The organism is Bacteroidota bacterium (assembly GCA_040388375.1).
Classification (GTDB): domain Bacteria; phylum Bacteroidota; class Bacteroidia; order UKL13-3; family UKL13-3; genus JAAFJM01.
Map to the genome: position 1 here is coordinate 120421 of JAZKBU010000002.1, position 22830 is coordinate 143250.

Genomic DNA, 22830 nt, shown 5'->3' on the forward strand with positions numbered 1-22830 from the left:
AATATAAATTGGTAAAATTGCTTATGAACTGGGTTTTGAACATTCACAATTGTTCAGCAAACTATTCAAAACAAAAATAAATCTCTCGCCTTTAGCCTTCAGGGCCTCATTTAACTAGGAATAACCCTGTTTATATTTTTTTCAAATTACAAGGCCTGATTATTAGTTATTTCGGAAATAATTTGTTTAATTTGTTATAGGTATTTAAACTAAAGCTTATGAAGAGAGTATTTTACAGTTTAATTTTAGGGAATCTGATTGGCATATCAGCTGCTTTTGCAGCATGCGATATTCAGGTTGGGTTCACAGGCAAAAGTATGACTTGGAGTCAACTGCAATCAAAGGCGGTAAATGGGGTTATTTATTTAACACTTGATACCGATATTGACAGCTTGGGTTTACAGTTTACTTCCCCATGCAGCAACATCACTATTAAGGAATGTTATTTTAACGACATGCCGGTAGCTGTTAACGAAGAACAACAGTCAGGTGGATTAATTAAAACCAAAACTACCGGTACAGGTTTATACAAAATTCAGGTGGTAGGACCACAAAATAACGATTGGTTTAAAATAGTAATCAAAGCCAAAGGCAGTACCTCCATTAACGAGTTTAATGGTGACTTGCATTTTGCACTATATCCAAATCCTACTAGTGATAAATTAACCATTGAATCAGTTGATGCAGTAAAACAAATACAAGTGTATGATAACAAGGGTATGTTGGTAATGGAAAAACAAAACAATGTATTTAATGAGTTTCAAACTATTGATGTGGCTGCTTTACCCAATGGTCAATACTTTATGATTTGCAGCAATGACGATAAAAAATCTAGCATGAAATTTATTAAACAATAGGTTTATTGATTCCATTGATAATAAAAAAGCCATCCTTGTAAGAGATGGCTTTTTTATTGCTCTACGGTGTCTCAACTATGCTCGACAATACTGACGTAACCTAATTAACATATCAATACCATTAAGATTTAAATAAAAAAGCAGCGCAAAATGCGCTGCTTTTCAGTTCCATATTAGTTAAATGTGCACTATTCAACAATTAATCTTCTCGCTACATTCAGTTGTTTACCATCGTCTATTTTAACAAAATAAATTCCTTTGGGTAAATTGGTAATATCAATACTTGCTTTGTTGTTGCTTTGAAAGTCAATAACTGCATTGGTATTTTTCCCCAATACATTTATCAAATCAATTTTTGCCTCTTGTATATTTATATCGGCTTGAATAAAAATAATTTCTTTGGCCGGATTAGGGTATATTTTAATTGATTTAGTAAAATCTGCTACGGTATTTACACCTACACTTTGTACACTTATGTATGCCACTTTGGTTTCGGTTACCTGACTTGTACCATAAGTAGCAGTTAAGGCAACGGTATAATTGCCTTTTGCATTAAACATCACTTTCGGATTTTTAGTAGATGCGCTTGTTCCGCCTGCAAAACTTACTGTATTGGGTGTAAACACCCACCTATAAACGGTTGGGGTTCCTGCACTACTATCAGTAAACGATACTATTTCACCTACGTTAGCAGTTACTTTATCGGCCACAAAATTTACTTTAGGTGCTTCATTAACGGTAATATAGTTGGTTCTTACTGTATCATCCTCCCCTCCTTCATATATTACTTTTAACTTTACAGAATAAACACCCGGCTGGGTTAACAATACTCTAGGACTTCGGGTAGTGGCATTGGTACCTCCTACAAATAAAGCATTGTTGGGTGTTATAGTCCATTGGTACGATTTAGGTGTACCAATACTACTATTTGTTAAATTAATGGTATCTGTAGTAAGCGCTGTAGTTCTGCTGGCATTAAACTTAGCTGCACTTACAAATGCTTCCGCTCTATAAATGTCTTTGTATTTAATAGCAGGTGCACCTACACCTCCTATGGTTTTTGTAATTTCTAAAATAGGGTAATGTTCGCCTTTGGCCCACCAGGTATAAATGGTTCTGTTGTTAGGTAATGGTATTTTAAAGGTTTGCACTTCAATAGAATCAGTACCGGTAATTTCTGTTTTTACCCTGATACAATCAAACTGCCCATAAGGTGTTTTTATTACGCCCCAACCATCTACAATATTTACCCTACGGCCTTTTTGCGAAATACCTCCTACACCCGGAATGGTTGTTGAACCCGCATAATATGTAGTATCAATATCGCCATAATTTAAAGGGAATTTATAAACCGTATCGCGTGGATTTAAATTAATGGCTAAAGGCAAACCTGAAACGGTAACACCACGTCCTAATAAAACGCTGGCACTGGCTGTATTTTTATAAAAACCGTAAATATTTTCAACGGTAATGCCTGCTGCGCTACCAAAACTGGCTAAGTTATTTAAGGTATTGTCTTTTATTCCATAAGTAGCACCTGTTAGTATACCAAATTGTATAGCGTAAGGCGTACCCGATGGAGCATAAAATTTTTCTACATCCTGGCTGGTAGGAACTAAATCGGTAAAATCCCAAATAGTATCGGCTCCGGTTAAAGCAGCTTTTGTTGGGTTAATACCAATGCTGGTAGCACTATATCGCATGGTATCATTTACTCTCGACATATCTGCATTTAAAATAGTTATCTGTGCAAATGATTGTAAGCTAATGAACAGCAATAAAATAGGAAATATTTTTTTCATGTTGGCTTGTTTTATATGGGCAATTTATACAAAACAACTTGATTAGCAATTGGTACATAGTAAAATTTAAAACCACTCTTTTGGTATTTCCTTCGTTTAATAAAGTACCTTTGTCTGGCAAAACGAACTATCGCGTTATAAGCAATTATAATGAGGAAAGTCCGGGCAACATAGAGCAGCATACTACCTAACTGGTAGGCGGCTGATTGTAATGATTAGTTGACAGACAGTGCTACAGAAATTTAAACTACCCGGTTTGCAAAAATCGGGAAAAGGTGAAAAGGCGGTTTAAGAGACCACCGGGCTTATGGCAACATATGCTGCAAGGTAAACCTTATGCGTTGCAAGGTCAAATAGGTTGTACAGAGTTTCGGCTCACAAGGTGGCTCGCTTTGACGTACAATGGGTGGACTGCATGAGATTGTGCCAGCGATGGTACAACCAGATAAATGATAGTTATATTTTGCTTAAAGCAAAATGAAACAGAACCCGGCTTACAGTTTTGCTAAATAAAAAAGGCTGCTTTATAAAGGCAGCCTTTTTTGTGTTAAGTCACATGGAGCGAAGTCGAAATATAGTTCTCGACTACGCTCGAACTGACTATAATTTCAGTAAAAAGTCTAAGGTATCTATACCATCAGCGTAATCCCATAGCTCGGGTTGTTGACTTTTACCTAAAGGAATACTGTTACCAATTTCTATTTTACTTACTATGCACTGAATATCTTCTTTGCGTTCTTCTATAATGGCTTTTACTTCGTCTAGTGTATCGTAATATTCGTAATAAACACTTGCTAATGGCGAGGCTAAATCTTTGCTTTCTTTTAAATTAATCAATCCGTTTTCCAAAAACTGGTCTTGGTTTAATAACCAAATGGCCTTGTGATAAGTGTAGTTATTGGCGTATTTATTATGGTGCATGTAAGAATCGTACTCATGGGTGTTTTCAAAAAACATGGCCATATCAAAATCGCGGGGAATGTATAATTTACTCACATTGCGGCACCCTAAACCAAAGTAGGTAAATATATCTTTGGCTAACAGCTTCATGTCCTCGTCTGTTTCATGCCCTGTTAAAACGGCTATGCTGTTTCGGTTACGTCTTAATATATTGGGCAGTTTGCTAAAATAGTATTCAAAATACCTATTGCTGTTATTACTACCTGTTGCTATTACTGCATCGTAGTTACCTCCCAGTTTTTCATCATTGAGTACCGTTATTTTATCGGCAAAAGCAGGTTCTATTTGTATTAAGGCAGCTACAATAAATTTAGGTAAAATATTGTCATCGCTACTTAGCTTAATAATGGCTTTATGGCCGGCTAACAATACGCACACTAAATCGTGTAAACCAACCAAGGGTATATTACCTGCCATAATAATGGCTACTGACTTGTTGGACGACTCGTCAGTAAACTGATATTTACTGACCCAAGTATTTATTTTTTGCTCCGTTAAAGTATCGGCCCAGGCTTGCAAAGCCAAGCGTTGGCTTTCTTCTGTAAACCAGTTATTATATAAGTAGGCCTCAACTATAGCCTTATGTGCGTTAGTAGCAGCATTTTGTAAAAAACTGCCTAGTTGAATAAAAGCTTGTACACGGTGTTGAAAAGTCATGTTATTTAGAACGATTCTATTTTTTGATTTGAGTGAACAAAACTAATCTTGCAGTAGTTAATAACAATAGAAAAAAACAAAAATTAATATATAACATATTATGGCAATAATGATAACTGACGAATGCATTAATTGTGGTGCATGCGAACCTGAATGTCCAAACAATGCAATTTACGAATCAGGTGCTGAGTGGGCTTGGAAAGATGGAAATAATTTAACCGGTGCTATTGATATTGATGGCGATACAACTGATGTATCAAAACGTTTTGAACCTAAGTCGGCTGATACTTATTATATTGTTACCGGTAAATGTACAGAGTGCGTTGGCTTTCACGAAGAGCCTCAGTGTGCTGCTGTTTGCCCGGTAGATTGCTGTATTGCTGACCCTGAAAATGTAGAAACACAAGAGCGTTTATTGGAAAAGAAACAAAGAATGCATTTGTAATTGCTACTCTATTTATAACGAAAAGCTGCCTCAAAATAATTTTGAGGCAGCTTTTTATTTTCAGTTAACTGTACTTATTTTTAAAAACCGTTTGCTGATTTACATAAAAAGGGCCGTTTGTATAAACAAACAGCCCTTTTTTAAAACAATTATTATTTTGTATTAAATAGTTTAATTATTTAATACTATTGGTTTTGGTTGCTTTAATTACTTTTACATCAATACCCTGTTTTACTTTTATAAAGTACATTCCTTCGGCTAACTGATCTAAGTTATGCAATACATAGTTCGAGTTTCCTTGTAAGAAATTCAATTTTTCTGAGTATACAACCAAACCTTTGATGTCAATTATTTCTATTTGTGCTGGTGCTTCATTATTTGTTAAAACATTTAATTGCACTAAACCATCAAACGGATTAGGAGAAATAGTAGCATTGAATACTATAAACTCATCATCAAATAATATGCTGATTGATTTTGAATAATTAATACTGCCATCAAAATCAACCTGACGTAAACGATAATAAACCGTTGAACTATTATTAGCTAAAGCATAATTCATAGCATCTGCATCAACACTTTCATACTGATTAACATTATTGCTATTGCCCTGGCCTTTTATTTTTTGTCCGATTGGCTCGAATACTTTATTGTCTAAACTGCGTTCTACTATAAAATAATCGTTGTTTATTTCACTGGCTGTAGTCCATCTTAAGTATGCTTTTTCCGATTTTCTTGTACCGGCAAATACTACTAACTCAACCGGTAAAGTTCCTCCGCTACCCACACTAAATGGAGAAAATGAAGTAATACCTGAACGGGTTTGTGTGTATGGATTTGAACCTGTTGCAGTTGCTGAAGTAGTACTCATCCAAACGGTTCCATTGTAACGGGCTACATAACATAATGCACGGTTAAAGCCTGATAATTCATCAGCTGTATTCCATTGTAATGTTACTGTTGCATTGCTTCCACCTGCAGTTCCTTCGTTTATAATCCAAGTGCGGTTTAATGCGTTACTGGTTAACTTAGCACCTGTTGCTACCGAACCTGTATAGTTTGTTGTTACACTATCAAATAAACGTACTGTATAGTTATCGGTTGTTCCTGTATTCACTAATATAGCCGGGTTGTAAGTGGCATTTCCTACCGGTATTCTTACACTACCTGTTTTACCTGTACTACCGACTCCGTTTACTATAATTGAACCTGTTCCATTGGTTCTTATAAAACTGGTTGCACTTCCTGCACTGGCATAAGAACTGGCACCTAATGTTAAATTGTTAGCATCTAATGTAAGTATACCATTGCTCAACAATAATGAATCGCTTAAAACTACTGCTCCACCTAATATAACTCCTGTAGCATTGTTTATTTGCAATTTAGTGTAATTACCTGCCGGTACTGTTTGTTGTGTACTTCCACTAAACACTGTTTTACCTGTGCTGCTATTGGTAAATGTTCCATTATTGGTAAATGCACCATATAAATTTAATTGTGCAGTTGCACCTATTAAAGTTAAGGTTGCTCCGCTATTTATAGTTAAATTATTACATTGTTGTACATCTGTAATAGTTGGCATATTAGTAGCACCACTGCTAATAGTAACATTGGTAGTTGATGTTGGTATTTGAGGACAAGTCCAGTTAGCCGTATTATTCCATGCAGCACTCACAGTACCACCCCAGATACCCGGAGTATTTACAGTAATTGTTACCGCAGTAGAAGTATCGCTTGCAGCACCCGATACCACGTAACGTCTGTACCATGTAGTTTGCGTTAATGAACCCGGGCTATAGTTTTGTGTATTGCTACTGGCTATGACACTAAAGCCTGCAGTTGCACTAGTAGTTGAACTTAACCAAGTATAAGTATAAGTTCCTGTTGCTCCGGTTGGTAATGCACCAGTTAAACCTGTTGGCGTTGAACCTGAGCAAATAGTACTTGTACCACTTATAGTATTATTAGCTATGGCACTTGTTACACTAATAGCTACAGCGCTTGAGGTATCAGAGCATGAACCTGAAACTACTAATCTTCTATACCATGTATTTGCAGTTAAAGCACCCGGACTGTAGTTTTGGGTATTGCTGCTACCTATAGCACTAAAGCCTGTTGTTGCACTGGTAGTTGATATCAACCATGTATAAGTATAAGTGCTGTTTCCACCTGTTGGCAATGCACCAGTTAATCCGGTTGGCGTTGCTCCACTTAAAATAGATTGGCTGCTGGCTATGGTATTGTCTGCTATTACAGCATTTACTGTTACGGCTACTGCTGCTGTAGTATCTGCTGCACATGATCCTGATGTTACTCTTCTTCTATACCATGTACTGGCTGTTAAAGCACCCGGAGTATAGTTTTGGGTATTGTTAGTTCCACTTGCTGCTGCAAAACCTGCAGTGGCACTTGTAGTTGAACTCAACCATGAGTAAGTATAAGTAGTTCCGTCACCACCGGTTGGAGTTGATGCTGTTAATGATGCAGGGGTTGAACCCGAACAAATGGTTTGTGGCGATGAAGTAATTGTATTATTATAAACGGAATCGCTTATGTTAACTACAATTTGTGTTCTTGGAGAAACACAACCCAATATTTGGTTGCTATCTGCTACGTAAAAATTAATGCTACCTGGCGTTGTAGTTGTAGGAATTGGTGCTGTTAAATTACCTACCCCACCAACTGCATTGGTGTACCATATTAATGTATTAACTCCTGTAGCTGATAAACTAGTAGTAGAGCTATTTTTACAATAGTTTATTGGACTAGTAGCGGTTGGAGCTGTAATTGGTGCCGGTGTAAACTCAAAAGCTCCAATATCAGGGTTTGAACTCCTGGCTGTTCCATTGATATCATTGGTTACATCTGACAAAGCTATACCGCTATTATTTACAATACAAGACAATGGTGTTAAATTACTATTTGCATCAGTATAATTTGGATTCACGGTAGATGAATTAGCATGTGAACTTGTAATTGCTTGTAATGCTGGTAAAGAGGCATAGTCTGTAGTACCAACCAATGACAAAACTGCATTCGGACCTGTAGTATATAAAACATTATTACTTGCGTTAGTTACAGTTCCTGATGATAAATACAGTGCATAAGCTTTTGAACCCGTAAAACCAGTTTGGGCGTTTCTTAAAATATTGTTTACAATTTCAACGCCAGTAGCTCCAAAATTTGCAATACAAGCTGTATATTGAGCAGAGGTTGTATTTAAAGAAGCACTATCAATTGAGATGCTATTGTTATATATTTTCACCCCCGATGCCACAGCCAATCTTATACCATATGTATTATCGGTTGTCGTTGTTAAATTATAAGACGCTGAATTAATATTATAAATAGCATTGTTCTTTATGGTAATATTTGTACCTGCTAATACACTTATACCATAAGTGCCATAAAGCCCTGTATTTGTAGATCTATTTCCAAACATTCTATTTTGCTCTACCACAACATTTGAACAACCTGTATTTACTAAAATAGAACTATTGTTTATTGCTAAATTAGTTACTAAATTTTTAAATATATTATTTTTAACAAACGAATTAGAGGTATAGAATAATTGAATTCCAGAAAAGGTTAAATATTTAGTTGCTAAATCTTCTCCAAAAATATTATTGGTAAAAAATAAGCTATCATAGTTAATAGTAACCGTTCCTGCACCAACAACAGCACCATTATAAGCCTTTTTAAACTCGCAACTATCCACAAAAATTTTCCTATGCCCGTTGTTTTGGATATGTATATTATTAACCAATGTACCTCCTGATAAATTGGTACTTCCACTTTCAAACAAGGTATTTCTTATATTTATATTTTGACATCCATTACTAGTATTTGTTATATTAGAAAGTAGCAATGCAATTGAAGTAGTAGATGTATTGTTATTTTGTAATAACAAATACTTACCACTACCACCACTTCTCCCATCAATTGTTACATTATCAGCACCCAAAAAGCCAAACAAAACGGCTGATGTAGTAGAAACAGTGCGCAACACAGCAGCATCTGGAACTATTGACAATTGATAGGCTGTATTAAATTCTAACAATCCAATTGAACCTAATTCAGTACTAATATCGCTTATTACTTGTGCTGTAATATTGCCATTTACATATTTATTATTAATATCATCAAACAAACCGCCTGCATTGGTAAATGATGAATAAGTCCCCCCAACACCAACTGTTACAACTCCGGAAAGATTACCTACTATTCTATAATAACTAGTTAAACCTGTAATTGGAAAATTAGCTGATCCCAATATCGTGCTAGTGGTGGTTAATGCCAAAGTTCCGTTACTAACAACAATATTATTATTTGGAGAACTATCCATAGCAACAATAAAATACTGAATTGTATCGTTTGCAGCCACAGCACCACCATTCAATATTGAATAATCAATATTGAAAGTAAACAACGAACCAACATTAGTTGCACTTACATATTTCCAACCATTATCAGCACTAGTATTACCGATTAAAGTATTATTATCAGTAGTCTTTTTGTAATATAATTTAGGTCCATCAGTACTAATTCTAACGCCATTAGCATCAGTAATAGTAGCAGAAACTGTTCTATTTAAAGTTACTGGACTATTACCTAATGATGCAAGAGAAACACTAGGCGGATTTAAATCAAGTTGAACGCCATTAAATTCGTCCGCACCTAAATCAGGGGCGAAACCAGACCCAGTATAACCAACAGAACCTTGACGTACATCGTTATCAAAATCATTATTAATACCAGAAACAGCCGCTCCTCCTGACTCAATTTGAGTAGGTGTAGTACCCATATTTAAATGCAAATCTCCAGAAGCTGAATTAACAAAACTTGTTGTAATATTAGAAATACTATTTGCATCACTAGCAGAAGCAGTTTTCCAACCAGAAAAAGTTTGTACACTTGTCCAATGACCAACTGTAGATACATTGGCATTTAACACATTATAATTTGATACACCAGCAGCCCAACCTGTAGCACTTACCGTTGTACTATTAAATCCATTACTTATAGCGAAATGCTGTCCTGTGCCACCATTGCGATTATTTTGAAATATATTATACTTAACATCTACAGTAATTGTATTAGCTGTTGTAGAAACATATTGAGCTCTTAAAAAAGCAAAACTTGGTAATGCTCCTGAGGTCGCAGTTCCTTCTATATTTACAGTATTGTAATAGATATTTGCAGTGGGATTTGGAGTTGAACCATTATTACACCAAATTCCAATAAAAGAAGTATTGGTTGTTTGTCCATTACCCAATGATATCATATTGTTATTAATAGCAGCAATATTGTTACCCGATCTAACAGCTATCCCGGCTACAATAGGAGGTGCAGTTGCTGTAGTTCCAATAGAAGCATTGCTCAAGCCCCAAATTTTATTTCTACTAATAACAGTTCCTAAACTTGTAGTTACTGCAGCATTGGCCGATACAATACCGGCTACAAGTATATTTGTGGTTGCAGTTGTATTAGTATTCGAGATATTACTAATACTGTTTTGTGAAATAACAGAACCTTGAGAAGACAAATGATGAATTCCACTTGCTGAGCACAAACCACTACTAATACCAGTTAAGGTTGAATTAGTAGTAAGATTATTAATAGTATTATTAGATATAGACCAATTAACAGCGGTAGCGAGCGATGCTGTTGTTGTTTGTACTCCTCTAACATATGAAGAAGTGCTAGCCCCTACTGATATTAGATTTTGAATTGTATTGTTATTTATTAAAGCTGTTGTAGGAGTTGAAGGTAAGTTAACACCACTAACCAACGAACCACCCGTAGTTAAACCAACTGTTCCACCTCTCATATTGTTAGCAGTTGAATTACCAATAGTATTACCTGAAATGGTTATTAAGGCCGCTGCCCCAGAAACATTAACCCCAGTTATACTACCTGCTATTGTAGCAGTTGTGCCTGAACATGACAACGCGCCAATAACATTGTTTTGAATATCAATAGTTCCAGTTGAACTAGAGTTTATTCCCACTACTAAACCGCCTGTAGTGGTAGGTGTAGCAACAATGCTATTAACACCAGCATTGGAACCAATCACATTTCCGGTATTAGTCCCTACATTTACATTTCCGCTTGTAATATTAATACCACAAATAACGCCATTAGCTGTTGTAGCGCCACTTGATGTTGCTAAACTAATTGCTGCAATTGTATTACCTTGAACAGAAGTAGATGGTGATGTTCCTACACTTAAATTTATTCCTATAAACCTGGTGGCAATAGTTCCTGCCAAAGTATAAACTCCTGTAGCGTTTGCCGCTGCATAGCCAATAGTATTGTTTGTTATAGCATAACCATTTCCCGAAGTAATAATAATAATATTGTGTGTATTTCCTGTAGTGTAAGTTCTGGTGGCTGTTTGATATAATTTGTTATTACTAATGATCCAATTTGAATTGCCAGAATTAACATTGATACCACTAGTTACAGCGGTAGCACTAAAAAAATCGAAAATATTATTGCTTGATATTGTATTGTTATTATTTTCAATGGTTGAACTCGTACCTAAGGAGTAAACTCCATTTACAGGGTAATTACTTCCTGCAACACCAATATTGTTATTGCTTATGGTATTACTATCATTACCATTAGTATTGCCGGTAGAAAAAAAGATGTTACCAAATGACGTTGTTGAACCTGTAATTGTACAGTTTGTAACGGTATTCAAAGACGCATCTGCAATAAAGCGAATACAACTAGAAGCACCAGTTGCTGTATTGCTAATTGTTAGTGCGTTACCAGCAGAATTCAATCCATTAATGGTAACATTTCTTGCACCATTTAAGTCAATTAAATGACCTGTAATAGCACCTGTAATGGTTCTTGAAGCACCACCAGTTGGCGATATTGAAATACTGGTATAAGACGCAGAACTGCTACCGCTTGCAATTAGTGTAGCAGAAACAGTTTCAGTAGTATTGGCCGAAATGCCAATAGATATAATACCTGTATGCAAACCACTATCCACAGCTGCAAAAGCAGTAGCTAGCGTTGTATAAGCTGCTGTGGGAGTCCCCCCCGATGATGTTACATTCACCTGAGCAAAGGCAAAACTGGTTGCAATGAGAGCAACTAATAATAGTAAATTTTTTTTCATTTTGTTATTTGTTAAGTAGTTTGAAGAACGCTAGTTGGAATCTCATTTTATTCATTACCAGCCAAGTTTGGCAATACAATAAAAAGTCATTACTAAATAATGAGTATTATTTAGCTATTGATTTCAAAGCAGTTCAATTAAATTGATTATTATTTTGAACAGAAATTTGTTCTTTTTTGAATGAGCGGTTAAAACAATAAGCTATATTACCAAGGTGGCCGTAATAAATCATTTTTGAATGGTTTACTCAACTTTTCGTTCAACTTAATAGCAAATACTCCACTAATACCAATAGCATATAATTTTAGCCGATACAACAAAAATGAAGAGTTATATATATGAAATACTCCATTCATTAAGTTCGAAGTATTATTATTGGTATCAGGAGGCAGATTATTAGGTAAAATTCTTTTTGAGTATTTAATTTCTGTACTTAAATTAATAGAATCGGTGATTGTCAGTCCTAAAATTGCATAAAATACATGTTGTAAATATGGCTGATCCGCTATTCTTGAACCAATACGATTGAATAATGCCCCATTAAGCAAACTACCTACTATTATAAAGAGAATTAGATTATGTAGCTGTTTTTTCAAGTTTGGTAACTATTTGATAACAGCCAATTTCTAACTTATTCCTTCAACAAAAAAAAGTTTCCAACAAAAACAACCTAAATTTACTCATGTTGACTAAAATGACAGACAAACGGGCGTTAATAATACACGAACAGCTATTATTGACATCTAAAGCGCATATTTATCTATATTAATAGCGAATTAATGTCAATGTAAAATTTTTAAACCCAAAAAATGATAGTCATTCATTGTACCATAAAAGTATTTTTTAGAAAAAATACTTAAAATTATTCACATAATACACTGACTGATAACATTTAAACTCTGTACTAAATAAATTATGCAACAAGATTTCTTACGAACAAAAAAGCCAATACATTAAAAATGAGGCTAAATAATTTAACAAATTCAAAAATAAAAGGACTATTTACATTAATAAAACGCCTTGTTTATCAATTAAGTTAATATGGGCTAATTTGCTTTTTGAAATATTATGGGCTGTAAAAATGAATTTTCGGTCGTACATTTTACCATCTAAAAAGAAACTTACCCAGTACTCATTGTTCAATACAAATACTTCTTCCTGTATAGGTTCAATTTTGGCATAATCAAGTGCCTCTATGGTATCTAAAAAGTGGCGTAACTCGCTGGTTTTTATTTCTTCGTTATTAATTATGCCATAACCTTTACTACTCACCAATACTCCATCAATCAATGCATTATTGAAATTAATCAAATATACATTCCATACTTTCTCTCCCTCGTCATTGGTTTCATATACTACCGCTACTCCTACTCCATCAAATGCTGGTTCTTCTATATCTTTTAACATAACTTATTAGTCAATATTTTTTGTGTATTTATTATTTATGTAATCGCGCAAATGAGCACATTGCTCTTTATATTTTTGATAGCTTACACTATCGGTATGTAATGGTTTATGGTTTATTAACATATTGTACTTTTGAAAATCATTTAAGTAATCAATACTGTTTTTATCAAAACAAGTAGCTGTAAATTTTTGCCAAACGTAATTTATTGCCAACTCATTGGGGTGTACCAAATCTTCTTTATAAAATCTGTAGTCACGTAGTTCATCTATTACAATTTCGTAAGCAGGAAAATAAAAACAATTAGTAGGATTAGTATTTACAATTTGATGAACCAACAGATGTAATATTGATTTACTAATGTTGTTCTCATATAAGCCATCACGTACATACCTAACGGGACTAACGCTCCAAAGCATTTTTATAGTTGGGTTTATTTGTTTTATACTTTGCCAAACGGTTTCAAACTGATTATATAGCTCATCAATAGACAGCAATTTTTTATTAAATAAATCAGCAGATAGCTTATGGTTATTGGTTACTTTTTTTTGTGTAGGTAAGTACTCATAAACCCAGGCAGAACCTAAGGTAATAAACAACCAATCAGCTTGTTTTAATTGATTATGTGCTTGTGCTATCTGGGTATTTACATTGGCTATTAACTTTGCTTTATCAGCACTTGAAAACGAACCATGGTGTTGCATACTATGCCATAGACCATCATGTAAAACAAGTTCTTCTTCTGTTAAATTTTTGTTACCAACGTAATCTTGCAAATGGCTGAATATACTATGCGGATTAAACACAATGCCATTAGGATTCAGCATGATGTTAAAACCATTTTCTTGCATTTTAGCAGCCATGTTTTCGGCAAAGCATGAACCAACAGCCAGCATTGAATCATTCATATTCAATGTATTTGCAAGTGGCTTTATGTTATAATCAATACTAAATTTCATTCAAAAAATTAATCTCTTACGTTCTTTTTAAATTTATAGCTGGTTCACTTCGTCCATAAAAACAGCAGTATCAGTGAAGCGTTCAAATTTACTCAATTCACATGTGTTTAAAAGTTTATTATAAAATTTAAATGGTTTAAATACATTTTTGATAAAACACAAGTGTTTATTACTATTAATTACTAACTAACAATATGGCTAAGAAAATTGTCGCGAAGAAGAAAGTAACCAAAGTAGCTGCAAAAAAAACTACTGCGGTAAAAAAAGAAACTGCTCAAAAGAAAATATTTGTATTGGATACATCTGTTATTTTATTTGACCATAATGCCATTAAAAATTTCCAGGAACATAATGTAGCTATACCTATTACGGTGTTAGAGGAACTTGATAACTTTAAAAAGGGCAACGATACCATCAACTTTGAAGCCCGCGAATTCATCAGGTACTTAGACAAACTTTCGGGTGAATATACTATACAAAACTGGATGCCTATTAACGGGCCCAAACGGGGTATGTTTAAGGTTATAATGAATGAAAAGCCAAAAGGTATTGATGCACAAATAGTATTTGGCGAACGCAAGGCTGACCATAAAATTATTAATGCTGCTACTGTAATGAAGGAAGAAAATCCTGAATGTAAAGTAGTATTAATTACCAAGGATGTAAACCTTAGGCTTAAAGCCAAATCATTAAACTTACATGCGGAAGATTATGAAACGGGTAAGATAAAAAATCTGGAAGGTTTATACAGTGGCAATTCAATTATAGAAAAAGTAAAACCAAGTGTTATTGAAGAAATATACGCCAAAGGTTTTGTGCATTACGAATTTGCTATTAAACAACGCCCTAAAGCCAATCATTATTTTATTTTAAAAAACGATAAAACCTCCGTGCTTTGTTTTTACGAAGCAGATACAGAATGCTTAAAAAGAGTAGATAAACAAACTGGCCACGGTATTAAACCACGTAATGCGGAACAAGCTTTTGCTTTACATGCGGTACTAAACCCAAAGGTAAGTTTGGTTACTATACAAGGTATGGCTGGTACTGGTAAAACCCTTTTGGCTTTAGCCGGGGCTTTACAGCAACGTTCTGATTTCAGACAGATTTATTTGGCAAGGCCTATTATTCCTTTAAACAACCGCGATATTGGTTTTTTACCGGGCGATATTAAATCAAAAATTAACCCATACATGGAACCGCTGTGGGATAATTTAAAAATGATTCAGAACCAATGGAAAGAAAGCGATAAAGAATACCAGAAATTAACTGAAATGGTTAACAACGAAAAAATAATGATTTCGCCACTGGCTTATATCAGGGGTAGAAGTTTATCGAACATTATTTTTATAATAGATGAAGCACAAAACTTAACACCACTGGAGGTAAGAACCATTATTACCCGTGCGGGCGAAGGAACCAAAATAATTTTTACAGGCGATATTCACCAGATAGATACACCTTACCTTGATTCGCAATCAAACGGATTATCGTATTTAATGGATAGGATAAAAGACAACGAAATGTATGCGCATATAACCTTAGAAAAAGGAGAACGAAGTGAACTGGCTAATTTAGCTAACCAGTTATTATAAAACTATAAACCATAAAAAAGGGTGCTTTAAATATTTAAAGCACCCTTTTTTGTTTTTTAAACTATGGTTTATTTAAAACCAATTTGTAATGAATCGTTCTCCGAAATTTTGTTAAAGAACTCTTTAAACTCTGCATAATCTTTTGGTGTAATAATTACATCTTTACATTTTAACTCACGTACTGCCACTAATTTATTGGGTAATACTTTATACGTAATTGAATAGTCTATTCCTTTACAGTTTAACTTCACATTTTTAGGAACATCAGCCAATAGTTTACCTTTAGGGTACTCAATGGTTATTTGCTCTTTCACTGTTTCAGCATCGGTTAACTCCCACATATTAAATGCATAGTTTCTTGTATCGGTCGATACAAAATCAACGGCACGGTAAGCATCCGTCCAAGGCATTCTAAAAATTTTTAAACCTGCTACATCGGTAAATACATTTTTAGTATTGAACACATAGTTGTACGATACGGTATCGTTCAATGTTTTTAAATCGCTAAAGCTTAAGCTGGTTAAAGTAACCGTATTGGTAAAGTCACTGCTTAATGATTCAAGCATTTCTTTCTCTTGCTTTTCTTTACCTATATCAGCATAAGTGGAGCGTGTTCCTTCTGCAAATACACCTGAGCGATAACTGGTACGTTTGGCATTTAAAACATTGTTATCAAAAGTTAAATTGGTTTCACGCCATATTGCATTTAAAGCACGTTTCGAATCTTTAATTGGCAATAATGTAGAAGTAGTTTTGGTATTTTTTGGAATAAACAACGACTTAGCATGTAACAAGTTATTACCTAAAGTACCAAACGATAATTTTTGTGAAGTTAACTCAATATAATACGGTTGTTTATCAAGTACGGCATAAGCTATACAATGGTTAAAGTTAATGCTTGGCAATACCATATCAGAGTCACCATTGTTACGGGTATTTACCAATATTAAATTGGCTTCTATACCTACTTCTTTTGCCATTGATACAAACAAGGTTGATAAATCTTTACAATCGCCCAGCTTAGTATTTAAAGTACTTGCCGCTTTTTTAGGCACGTGCGAACTTTGTAAGAATGCAATACTGCTATAGCTAATATTACTTTCAATATAGTTGTAAATTATTTTGGCTTTTTCTAATTGGCTTAAACCTGTTTTGTTTTTAAACAAATTGGCTACTGTTTCTTTTACCTCATAGTTAGCTTCCGATTTTGATTCTGATAAATCAGCATACCAATTAGCTATATAGTTCCAATCCTCAATTGACGATATTTCTAAAGCAATACCAATATCGGCCAGAGGTGGTGCATACGACTCCTGTTTTAAAGCCGGTTTATTGTTTTGCTCCCACACATACATTTTAAAATCATCAAACTCGCTTTCCTCCGGTTTGTTGTCAGCGTTAATCATTTGGTATTTAAATTTTTTATCCTTTGGTAGTATTAAACTATAACGTGTTAAACCTGCCGGAAAGAAATAGTTAAAGGTAAATTTATCCCAAAAATGTTCTGATAGTTTACCTGAATAATAGCTTTCAATTTTATATAACATATGTATAGCATCACCTGGCTCCAAAGCGGTAAACACAAAATAATTATCGCGTGTTTCAGCTTGTACTTTGCTACCATCAGCCTTAAATACTTCTGCTTTATCAACTATTAAACGTTGTGAGTAGCCATTGTATGATACCGAGTATTCTTTCCATGTATCAATACCTGCCTGGTTAAATACTTTTATAACCAATTCCGATTTTTCTTCGGTAGCACCTTCCGGATATACAATGCGTTCCATTTCATTCAATAAAATAATGCTATTGTCTTCAGGGAAATCTTCTGCTTTAGGCGATTTTTTAAATATTTCAACCGCATTCACTTTTTTAAATTTCTCAAACAATTCTTTTTTACCTTCTAATTTACGCAATTGTTTACGTGCATCATAATCAGTCGGGTCAAAGTAAATAGCTTTGTTATACGCATTTTTAGCTTCTACTTCTTTGCCTTCCATACTCATGTAAATATTACCCAAAGTATTCCACGATGAACCATGTGTTGGGGCTATTTCAGTTACTTGTAATTGCCATTTCACCGCATTTTCATAATCTTGTTTACCTAAATACAAATCGCTTAAATCGTTGTAATATTGGGTAGCATAAGGGTAATCAGTAACACGTTTGGTGTAAATTTTAAAACCTTCGGCTGAGTTACCTAACTTAATACTGTTATCGGCTAATTGGGTTAATGATCTATCGCGGTAATTGTTTTTAAGGTATTTTTTCAATACGGCATTCCCTGCTCCAATATCTTTACTTCCATTTGACTCTACTGCATATTTTAACGAAACAAAATCGTACACATCAGGGTATTTCACATAAGCATTATTGATAACCTGAATAAGCTTATCATATTGTTTACGCTGACTTAATAAGTTAATATTTACTAACTCGGTATAAACTGTTTTACCATAATTATCTTCTAATTTATGTAATAAGGTTTCTACTTCATCGTAATCTTCTTTGTTATACGCTTCGTCTATCAGCAACTTAATAGCATACATTGATTCCGGGTCGTCTAACTTAATACGGCCTTGCTCTTTAGTTAAGTCCGTATTGTTATCATCCTTATCATAAGCATCAATTAACAGTTGACCAATAATGGTGCTTTTTGGATTGGCATCTTTTAGTTTTTGTAAAATTTTACGGGCATCATATACTTTATCATTACGCATGTATATTTCAGCAAGCATCATTAAATCAATAAAATTATCAGGTGATTTTGCTAATTTTTTCACGAAATAATCTTCCGCAAAAAAGGCTATGCTATTGGTATCAGTTGTATTGTCTTTTTTATACGCTTGGTATGACGACATATAGGTTAAACCATTTATTGGCATTGCATTTTCATCGGTAATACGCAACATAAAGTTAGCGCGGTTAACCTCGCTTTTACCCACCTGAACTAGTATTCTGTTATAACCTTGTGTTAACTTCACTTTGGTAGCATAGTTATCAAGGTCGTTATTACGTTCTTCTTTTTCAGCTATTACTACTTTATCGTTTAACCAAACTTTAAGTGAACCACTCACTCCTGCTCTTAAATAAACAGTTTGGTCTGTTGGGCTGTTTACATACGTTTGCGCATAAATAATAGAGCTGTTTAAGCTAAACTGAAAAGAAAAATCAACCCAATTATCCTCACGAATAACGGGTATGGTTTGCCAACCTACTTTTGCATTTACTTTGTTTTTAAATACCGCATCTGCTTGTGGTTTTTCAACTGCTCCAAAGTTTTTATTAAATCCACTGGCCGATGTATTATCAAAAGTGCCTAAAAATTGCCATTGGGTAATAGCCATTTGTTTTTTATGCTCTTCAACAGCTTTCTTTAATTGGTTTGCATTTTCATAATGGTAGCCCAACATTTGATTTGCCATGGCTTTCATGGTTCCATTGGCTTTTGGGTCAGCAATTACTTTTTGTAAAAAAGCCAATTGTTCATCCGTCTTTTTTCCATAATTAATATTTAAACAACCTGTTGACCACAATGCAAAAGCATAGGCATAAGGTTCATCCGTATTTTCAAAAAAGGTTTTAAAATACTTAAAAGCTTCAGTAGGTTTTGATTCAAACCTATTCATAATTGATAATGCTAAGGCTGCCTCGGCTTTTGTAGCAGGTTCGTTAACAGCTTTTTCAAAAAATTCTTTGGCTTCTTTGCGGTTGTTTTGATTCAATAAATCCCAACCTTTTTGAAGCTTTTGAGCAAAAATAATATTTGCAAACAGGAGTAATAAGCTACAGCTTATCAAAAGTTTTTTCATGCGCTTTTTAGTATTGATAAAGTGCTAAGAAACTACTTTTATTGAAAAGTTAAAAATAAATTTAAATAATTAAAAAATAATTTATTACGCGTAAGAAGGGATGGCTTCATTTTCTATAATAATAACTCCTTTTGCATTTTTTTGAGCCACTTTATACATAGCCTTAGCTATTACCGATGCTTCTATTGGTTTGTATTTTTTAAGACCACCCAACATAAATAACGAAAATGGTTTCATAACAACTTGCGCTAGTTTTTCACCCAACCTAAACTCCCTCCTATCACCTAACAATAAAGAAGGCCTGAACACATAAAAACTATTAAATGCTATATGTTTAATGGCTTCTTCTGTTTCACCTTTCACCCTGTTATAAAAAATAGTAGAAAGCGGATTGGCACCCAAAGCCGATACCAAATAAAAATTTTGCGAGCCTTGCTTATATGTTTCTTTGGCTAACTGATAACAATATTTGTAATCTACTTTTCTAAACTCAGCCTGGCTGCCTGCTTTTTTAATGGTAGTACCAAGGCAACAAAAAACATCATTGGCTTTCAATAAGTGCTGTACCATTGTTAAATCATCAAAATCAGTAATTACCTGTTTCAGCTTGGGCGAAGCAATGGATAATTCTTTTCTTACCAAAGCTATTACCGTTTCGTACTCACCTGCTTCTATTAAGTTATACAAAAGTTGTTTGCCTATTAGCCCACTGGCACCTGCAATAATTGCCGTTTTCATTTGTATTTTTTCCATTTATAATTATTTACAAATAAAAGTAATAAACCTTAAGCACCAATCATTAAAAATTAGGTGCAGAGTTGTTATAATTGCATAGCAAAAAATCAAACAAATTTAAATTATGTCAAATAACCACGAAATTGATTACCGCATTTTTGGAAGCGAAATGCAATGTGTAGAAATAGAACTTGATCCAAACGAAACTGTAATGGCAGAGCCGGGCAGTTTTATGATGATGAATGATGGTATACAAATGCAAACCCTTTTTGGCGATGGCAGCCAGCAAAACGCAGGTATACTCGGTAAGTTATTTAGTGCGGGCAAACGCTTGCTTACTGGCGAAAGTTTATTTATGACTGCTTATACCAATATAGGTCACGGAAAAAAACAAGTAACCTTTGCTGCGCCATATCCGGGTAAAATTATTGCACTTGATTTATTGCGTTTGGGTAATAGAGTAATTTGCCAAAAAGATTCGTTTTTATGTGCAGCCAAAGGCGTAGCAGTTGGTATTGAGTTTCAACGTAAGTTAGGTACCGGCTTATTTGGTGGCGAAGGTTTTATTATGCAAAAACTGGAAGGCGATGGTTTGTGTTTTGTACATGCTGGTGGTCACGTAGAAGAGCGCGAATTGCAACCGGGCGAAATGCTTAAGATAGATACAGGTTGTATAGTAGCTTTTACAAAAGATATTGAGTACGATATTCAATTTGTTGGCGGTATTAAAAATACTTTATTTGGTGGCGAAGGAGTGTTTTTTGCAACCTTACGCGGACCCGGAAAAGTTTGGATACAAACATTACCTATTAGCCGTTTAGCTGGACGTATATTACAATACGGAACACGTGGCGGTAAAGAGCAAGGAAGTATTTTAGGCGGACTTGGTAATATTTTGGATGGTGATGGTTTTTAATTAAACCGGTTATTATAATTAAAAAAGGCTGGTGGAAACACTGGCTTTTTTTATACAAATAATTTTCTCATTAAGAAATTAAAATGTGATTATTTAAAAGGGCTATCTTTTTCTTTTGCAATGGTGTTATAAACCAATTTATCTAATATGCGTGGTACAAATTTTTGTAATAAGTAACTCAATTTACCTTGCATAGTTAAAACCTGATGAGCCCTTCTATGGGTAATCATTTTGAGTATGTAATCGGCTACTGTTTCAGCAGGCATTAGTTTCTTTTCATCAAAAGGACTTTCGGCCTGACTTCTGGCATCTTTGTTTAAAGCAGCATTGCGTATGTTAGAAGCTGTATAACCCGGACATATAACACCTACGTGTAAACCTTTTTTTAAGTTTTCAATGCGTAGTGATTCTAAAAAACCTTCCATTGCAAATTTACTGGCACTGTAACCCGTACGGCCCGGCAATCCTTTAAAGCCTGCTACTGAGCTAACTCCTATTACACTGCCTTTTTCTTTTAACAAATAAGGCATGGCATATTTGGTACAATATACTGTTCCCCAAAAATTGGTATCCATTACTTGCTTTATTACCGTTAAATCTAACTCCGCAAATAAAGCACGCATGCTTATACCAGCGTTGTTAATTAAAACATGTATGGTATGGTACTCATGAATGGTATGTGCTATTAAATCTCTACAATCATTCTCATCACTTACATCGCATTTCACCAATAAACAAGAAGCACCTAATACTTCACAATTGTTTTTTACATGTGTCAGTTTATCAGTATTACGCGCAGCCAATACCAACTTTGCTCCTTGTTTGGCAAAAGCATAAGCACAAGCCTCGCCAATGCCTGATGATGCTCCGGTAATGATGATTACTTTATTTTTCAAATGGGGTGTATTGTATTTTGCATGTTGGTTTTAAAGTTAATTTAAAAACCAACCTATAGCGATTATAATTGACTATTTCCAAACAATAGGAGTTCCCACTGCCGGCACTTCCGGAAAATCAGGTTCAATACCATCTAAAGCTTCTTCTATTGCATCTTCTAAATAGGCTTGGGTTACCATGTGTTCATTTTCCCAACTATCGTCAATAGCACCTTTATATACTAACTCACGTTTCCCATTAAATAAAAATACTTCAGGATTGGTTTGTGCGCCAAATTTTTTAGCTACTTCTTGTGTTTCATCTTTCAAATACAAAAAGTTCAATTTATCCAGACCAAATTTATAAGCCGCCTTGGTCATGTGTTCTAAACTATCTTCTGGTGATTTAACTACATCGTTGCTGTTAATACCAACTATACCTAAATTATCGTCTTCATATCGTTCAAACAAATCAATAATACGTTTGCTATATGATTGTGATATAGCTGAGCTATCGCAGGTAAAAACAACGACTAAAGCATATTTATCAGCATACTCAAAACTTGAGTGCATTTTATTGTCAAAACCTATTAGGTTAAATTCAGGTAACTTATCTCCTATTTGTAACATATTTATAGTTTTAATACGTGTATAAAAAAGTATTGGTTAAATATTTG

General features: G+C 34.4%; 14 protein-coding genes, 1 other RNA gene and 1 pseudogene. 6 read left to right on the forward strand and 10 right to left on the reverse strand.

What is annotated here, in order from left to right:
• Position 1: 1 nt before the first annotated feature.
• Both V4538_02810 and V4538_02815 read left to right on the forward strand, forming a co-directional pair.
• A pseudogene (locus tag V4538_02810) lies at positions 2–118 on the forward strand (AraC family transcriptional regulator).
• A 100-nt stretch (positions 119–218) separates the two neighbouring features.
• Complete coding sequence (locus V4538_02815; protein MES2379944.1) at positions 219–857, forward strand: T9SS type A sorting domain-containing protein; 639 nt, start codon at positions 219–221, stop codon at positions 855–857.
• 188 nt (positions 858–1045) lie between these two features.
• On the opposite strand, the gene V4538_02820 is transcribed toward V4538_02815, so the two are convergent.
• Positions 1046–2659: a PKD domain-containing protein gene (locus tag V4538_02820; protein MES2379945.1), complete on the reverse strand. Its 1614-nt coding sequence runs from the start codon at positions 2657–2659 to the stop codon at positions 1046–1048.
• Between the two features lie 114 nt (positions 2660–2773).
• Between V4538_02820 and rnpB the strand changes: the two genes are divergently transcribed.
• An RNA gene (rnpB, locus tag V4538_02825) (RNase P RNA component class A) lies at positions 2774–3172 on the forward strand.
• 87 nt (positions 3173–3259) lie between these two features.
• Here rnpB and V4538_02830 read toward each other — a convergent pair.
• Entirely contained in the window at positions 3260–4276 is a 1017-nt protein-coding gene (locus V4538_02830) for an acyl-CoA reductase (GenBank protein MES2379946.1), read from the reverse strand.
• Positions 4277–4376: 100 nt separating this feature from the next.
• Between V4538_02830 and V4538_02835 the strand changes: the two genes are divergently transcribed.
• Positions 4377–4721 (forward strand): 4Fe-4S dicluster domain-containing protein, encoded by a 345-nt coding sequence (locus V4538_02835; GenBank protein MES2379947.1) that lies wholly within the window; start codon positions 4377–4379, stop codon positions 4719–4721.
• Between the two features lie 175 nt (positions 4722–4896).
• Here the strand turns inward: V4538_02835 and V4538_02840 are convergent, their stop codons facing one another.
• From V4538_02840 to V4538_02855, 4 genes are all read right to left on the reverse strand, one after another.
• Positions 4897–11856: a T9SS type A sorting domain-containing protein gene (locus tag V4538_02840; protein ID MES2379948.1), complete on the reverse strand. Its 6960-nt coding sequence runs from the start codon at positions 11854–11856 to the stop codon at positions 4897–4899.
• Positions 11857–12062: 206 nt separating this feature from the next.
• Entirely contained in the window at positions 12063–12452 is a 390-nt protein-coding gene (locus V4538_02845) for a hypothetical protein (GenBank protein ID MES2379949.1), read from the reverse strand.
• 406 nt (positions 12453–12858) lie between these two features.
• Positions 12859–13263: a hypothetical protein gene (locus V4538_02850; GenBank protein ID MES2379950.1), complete on the reverse strand. Its 405-nt coding sequence runs from the start codon at positions 13261–13263 to the stop codon at positions 12859–12861.
• Positions 13264–13269: 6 nt separating this feature from the next.
• Positions 13270–14220 (reverse strand): GSCFA domain-containing protein, encoded by a 951-nt coding sequence (locus V4538_02855; protein ID MES2379951.1) that lies wholly within the window; start codon positions 14218–14220, stop codon positions 13270–13272.
• Positions 14221–14414: 194 nt separating this feature from the next.
• On the opposite strand from V4538_02855, the gene V4538_02860 reads away from it, so the two are divergent.
• Complete coding sequence (locus tag V4538_02860) at positions 14415–15815, forward strand: PhoH family protein (GenBank protein ID MES2379952.1); 1401 nt, start codon at positions 14415–14417, stop codon at positions 15813–15815.
• A gap of 68 nt (positions 15816–15883) precedes the next feature.
• Here V4538_02860 and V4538_02865 read toward each other — a convergent pair whose 3' ends face one another.
• The gene (locus tag V4538_02865; protein ID MES2379953.1) at positions 15884–19627 is read right to left on the reverse strand and encodes a DUF3857 domain-containing protein; all 3744 of its coding nucleotides are present in this window, start codon (positions 19625–19627) and stop codon (positions 15884–15886) included.
• A gap of 84 nt (positions 19628–19711) precedes the next feature.
• The gene (locus tag V4538_02870) at positions 19712–20380 is read right to left on the reverse strand and encodes an oxidoreductase (GenBank protein ID MES2379954.1); all 669 of its coding nucleotides are present in this window, start codon (positions 20378–20380) and stop codon (positions 19712–19714) included.
• Positions 20381–20486: 106 nt separating this feature from the next.
• On the opposite strand from V4538_02870, the gene V4538_02875 reads away from it, so the two are divergent.
• A complete protein-coding gene (locus V4538_02875) occupies positions 20487–21278 on the forward strand; it encodes a TIGR00266 family protein (GenBank protein MES2379955.1) in 792 nt (263 codons plus the stop codon).
• An 89-nt stretch (positions 21279–21367) separates the two neighbouring features.
• Here V4538_02875 and V4538_02880 read toward each other — a convergent pair whose 3' ends face one another.
• On the reverse strand, positions 21368–22174 hold the full coding sequence (locus tag V4538_02880; GenBank protein ID MES2379956.1) for an SDR family oxidoreductase: 807 nt from the start codon (positions 22172–22174) through the stop codon (positions 21368–21370).
• Between the two features lie 72 nt (positions 22175–22246).
• Positions 22247–22783 carry a thioredoxin family protein gene (locus tag V4538_02885; GenBank protein MES2379957.1) on the reverse strand — a complete coding sequence of 179 codons (537 nt, stop codon included), beginning with the start codon at positions 22781–22783 and terminating at the stop codon, positions 22247–22249.
• Positions 22784–22830 lie beyond the last annotated feature (47 nt).